General features: G+C 48.8%; 1 protein-coding gene. It reads right to left on the reverse strand.

What is annotated here, in order from left to right; all coding sequences use genetic code 11:
- A partial coding sequence (locus Q5691_RS25950) for a DUF4347 domain-containing protein (RefSeq protein WP_333347949.1) occupies positions 1 to 4,123 on the reverse strand: 4,123 nt, incomplete at its 3' end.
- Positions 4,124 to 5,045: the final 922 nt, after the last annotated feature.

The following is a 5,045-nucleotide window of genomic DNA, read 5'->3' on the forward strand; positions in this document are numbered from 1 at the left end:
CGGGTGTGGGTGTTGGTTCTGGGATGCGTGGTGTGGGTGTTGGTTCCGCTGCGGGTGTGGGTGTTGGTTCTGGGATGGGTGGTGTGGGTGTTGGTTCCGCTGCAGGTGTGGGTGTTGGTTCTGGGATGCGTGGTGTGGGTGTTGGTTCTGGGACGGGTGGTGTGGGTGTGGGTTCCGGGACGGGTGGTGTTGGTGTTGGCGCTGGTGTTTGTGGTGTGGGTGTGGGTTCCGGGACGGGTGGTGTTGGTGTTGGCGCTGGTGTGGGTGTGGGTGTTGGTATTGGTGTTGGTGTTGGTGTTGGTTCGTTCAGGGGAATGGCAGAGACAGTAGCGCTGGCGGGGCTGATAGCGCCCTGGTTGTCTGTAGCGCTGTAGGTGAAATTTGCTGTTGTAAAGTTGGCTGTCGATTGGAAAAATAATTGGTTAATGTCAGCAGGTGTCAGAATTTGACCGGCCGTGACAATCGTTCCGCCGGTATCGGGATTGCCTAAAAATATCAGCCCTTCATTTGCTGGTGGGACGGTGTTGATGGTGAAGGATGCGATCGACCCGTCGGGGTCGCTTCCTCCGAGTCCTGCGATCGCCACAGTGCTGCTGGGGGCGATTTCGAGGTCGACGTTGTTAGCTACTGGCGGTTGGTTGGGCTCCGGCAGCAGCGCCGATACAGTAGCGCTGGCGCGGCTGGTAGCGCCCTGGTTGTCTGTAGCGCTGTAGGTGAAATTTGCTTTTGTAAAGTTGCCTGTCGATTGGAAAAATAATTGGTTAATGTCAGCAGGTGTCAGAATTTGACCGGCCGTGACAATCGTTCCGCCGGTATCGGGATTGCCTAAAAATATCAGCCCTTCATTTGCTGGTGGGACGGTGTTGATGGTGAAGGATGCGATCGAACCGTCGGGATCACTTCCTCCGAGTCCTGCGATCGCCACAGCGCTGCTGGGGGCGATTTCGAGGTTGACATTGTTAGCTATCGGCCGTAGGTTGGCGGGAGTCGGAGTCGGTGCGGGTGGGGGAGTCGGGGCAGAGGCGATGCTGGTGCTAACAGTTGCGCCGGGATCGCGGCCGTTATTGTTGTCGGGATTTGGGTCATTAGTGGTTGAGGTACTTCTTGCCGTGTTGCTGACAGTGCCGGTCGCCGGGGCTGGGAATCTGACAGTCCGGCTGACGGCCACGCCGTCAGCTAAGCTGGCAATGGGCGGAAAGCTGACAATGCCTGTGGCTGGGTCGTAAATACCGCCGTTGGATGCTGTAACGCCCGTTAAACCGGGAACGATGCTGTCTGTAACGGTGATGTTGGTAGCGGTACTCGGCCCTCTGTTTTCGGTGAGAATTGTGTAGGTGACAGTCGAGCCTGCGGCCACAGTAGCGGGCCCGGTTTTGATCGTAGCTACATCGGCGCTATCGGTAATCGTGGTGGTGACTCTTGCCGACGGGCTGCTGCCGTTGTTGTTGTCAGGGTTGGGGTCTCGGCTCGTTGAGGTGCTGCTAGCAGTGTTGGCGATGGGGCCGCCGGTGGCGGGAAGTGGAAAACGGACGGTTCTGTTGGTGCTGGCTGCGCTGGCTAGGGATGTGATCGTCGGCCAAGTCACAATACCTGTAGTTTGGCTGTAAGTTCCGCCCTCCGAGACGCTGACTCCTGTTAAACCCGGAACAATGGTGTCGGTGATCACCACATTGGTTGCTGCACTCGGCCCACTGTTGGCTGCCGTAATTGTGTAAGTAACAGTCGATCCGGCTGCTGCCGTAGCGGGCCCGCTTTTGATTGTAGCTACATCGGCGCTATCGGTGATCGTGGTGGTGACTCTTGCCGACGGGCTGCTGCCGTTGTTGTTGTCAGGATTGGGGTCTCGGCTCGTTGAGGTGCTGCTAGCAGTGTTGGCGATGGGGCCGCCGGTGGCGGGAAGTGGAAAACGGACGGTTCTGTTGGTGCTGGCTGCGCTGGCTAGGGATGTGATCGTCGGCCAAGTCACAATACCTGTAGTTTGGCTGTAAGTTCCGCCCTCCGAGACGCTGACTCCTGTTAAACCCGGAACAATGGTGTCGGTGATCACCACATTGGTTGCTGCACTCGGCCCACTGTTGGCTGCCGTAATTGTGTAAGTAACAGTCGATCCGGCTGCTGCCGTAGCGGGCCCGCTTTTGACCGTCACTACATCAGCGCTATCGTTTGTAATAGTGGTCGTGACTCTCGCATCCGGGCTGCTGCCACTGTTGTTACCGGGTACGGGATCGATCGTACTGCTGCTGCTGAATACACTGTTTGTAATAGGGCCGAGTGTAGTTGGGGCAGTAACAGTTACCGTGCGCGTGGCGGTGGCCCCAAGAGGTAAATTCGGAATACTCCAGGAAACCAGTCTCGTTGTCGGGTTGAAAGTGCCGTCGCCGTTGGCACTACCAAATACTGCCCCGTCGGGCAATCTATCTTCAATCACCACGTTTTCGGCGTCGTTCGGGCCGTTATTTACTGTCGTAATTGTGTAAGTAATGGGGCTATCCGGTGCCGCTGCCGCCGGGCCTGTTTTCGTTGAGGCAACATCTGCTGTAGTAAGCGGCACGTCTATAGTTTGGATCGACAAAGTGCGAACGTCGTGAATATTTGTTGCGTCTCCCGTTGAACCAGCAAAACCAAATTTGAATGTTGCCGGGATTGGCTCGTCTATCTCCTCTTGTAAATTGGCAATGTCGATAAGAGTCTCACCCGGATCTGCAAACGAACCATTATTGTTGAGATCAAAGTTAACAGTGAGACGGTTTGGCGTTGCAGAATTGGGGGGTTCCAAAATAATTTGAACTCTTCTTCTGGCTGCTTCGCGGCTGCTAGTAATGGTGTTGATCGGCCCGTTTGGAGGCAGAGGATTTACGGTATCGGGAATATTATCTATTCCCTGCGGCACAAACGTAGAAGTTAAAAATCGATATCCCGTAGATTCGCTACCTCGAAGTGTTACCGAATCTGCTCTACGAGTCACCCCAATTCCGCCTACACGCCCTTGAGTTTCACTTGAGAAATTTCCAAATTCATCCAATCCAATTCCTAAATAACCTCCCCGTAAACCGGACTGATTTGTATCTGTATTTTGGGCGTAGCCGAGAGACCCTCCATAGCCTCCAGCTACTGTAGGCGTCACAGTACCGTCAATTAAAAAGAAACTTATGCCGTCCCCTGTCCGCCCTGCTAAATTCGGACGTGCAGTGCCGTCGTAGGCAAATATATCAAAGACAATGTTAAGACCACTATTGACAGGAACCTGACTGTTATAGATGACAAAAGTAGATTGGTCAAAAGTTCTTGTAGTTAATCTTAACGCCCCGCTGCCAACCGGGTCTATGTTCAAACCTGGAAAACTCTCCGTTCCGGTTCCTGCTGTTAAAGCCGGAGCGTCTGACGTGCCTGTTACCCCAGAGATCCAAGGTCCGATTAGACGTGCGTCTTGAAAACTTTCGTCCACTAAACTAATGAGGACAGCGCTGTAAGTTTCCTGGGTTTTTGTTTCAAAGGCTATTGCGGTTTTTACTCGTCCGGCTGTAACATTTAATTGCCAGTTTCCTCCTAATTTTGCACTGCCAATTAGATTGTTGGAAGCCGCTATGTTTGCGCCTGTTAATTCTCTCAGCTTCTGCACGAAAGCAATCCCGGCTTTTCCAGCCCCAACCTGACACGCTAATATTAAAATATCGGCTTTTTCCGTGAAGGCATGGCGCCACTGTTGCAAATGCCGATCGTACTTTGGTAAGTTTTCATCCTTCAGTAAAGTTGACCCCAGTTGCACCGAAGCTTCCTTGCCGTGAGCAACTATCTGAAGGCTGGCAATGGAGCTGCGTTTAGCTAAAATCTCAGTAATTTGTTCTACTCCGTCCAGACTTCGATCAAGGACAATTATCTCTGTCCCCGGTTTGACTCCGCTGGCAAGATGCTGATAATTCTCTACCCTCGGATCGATGCAAACTAAATGTTTTTTACGTTGAGTATTAACGCCCCGACTCGCTTTTGTTAAACAGGAAATATTAATAGCCCGATCACCGACTAACGGCGTCCCAATCAAAGAAACTTTTATGCAGTCAGTGTCGTGGCGATCGCAACTTAATTTGTGAATTGGCGAAGAGTAGTTGCACCATAAATTTTTCATGAGTTAGATAGCTCCTTGATTTGTTAATCGTCAATCTTCAGTGGTAGATATTATTGTTAATTGCTAATGGAAATCTCTAATTACTAATTTCTCGACTTCGCATACTTAACAAGTTCTATTTACTTCGATTTTTTTTTGTGCGACATCTTCCTAAAGTAGCAGTTAGCTGTATTTACCTAGTAAATCAGGGTTTTTTTAGCCAATTCAGACGTAGTGCCAACTTATTTTATGATGAGGAAAAATGATCGCAATCTCCGAAAATACACCTTTTAATTAGATATTTTTTGCCTAAATGCAGTTGACAAGCATTCTTGTTTGTAGTAAACAAAGCTTGGATTTCCGATTTTCACTCAGACTTGATTCTTTATCAAGAACAAATTTTAGGGCTGTCAATCAGCTCAATGTCAGATAATCTATATTTTACTAAAGAAATAATTATAAATTTTGTAGTTATCAACTTCGTTTTCTGGCTTTTGTCAAGAATGAATGACTCACTACCAAAATTTCAGGGCCGTCAGCAAGTCGAATCAGCAATAATTCATCGGCTTGATATTTTTTGTAGTAATAATTAAAAACTCGGTTTATTTAACAAACCGATTTGCTATAACTTTAGGAAAAATTCAGCTAATCTATATTTCACTCAAGAAATGGTTATAAATTTTGTAGTTATCAACTTTTTTTCTGGCTTTTGTCAAGAATGAATTACTCACTAATAACCAATTTCAGGGTTATCAGCAAGTCGAATCAGCAATAATTCATCGGCTTGATATTTTTTGTACTAATAATTAAAAACTCGGTTTATTTAACAAACCGAGTTGCTATAATTTTAGAAAAAATGCAGCGAATTTAATGCGCTTTGTTTTCAAGGAGAAAGAGTAAGAAAATCGAGAGCAGTGATAGAATTATCAGCACCAAAAACCTG

The sequence above is a fragment of the Microcoleus sp. w1-18aA5 genome (assembly GCF_036701705.1).
Taxonomy (GTDB): Bacteria; Cyanobacteriota; Cyanobacteriia; order Cyanobacteriales; family Microcoleaceae; genus Microcoleus.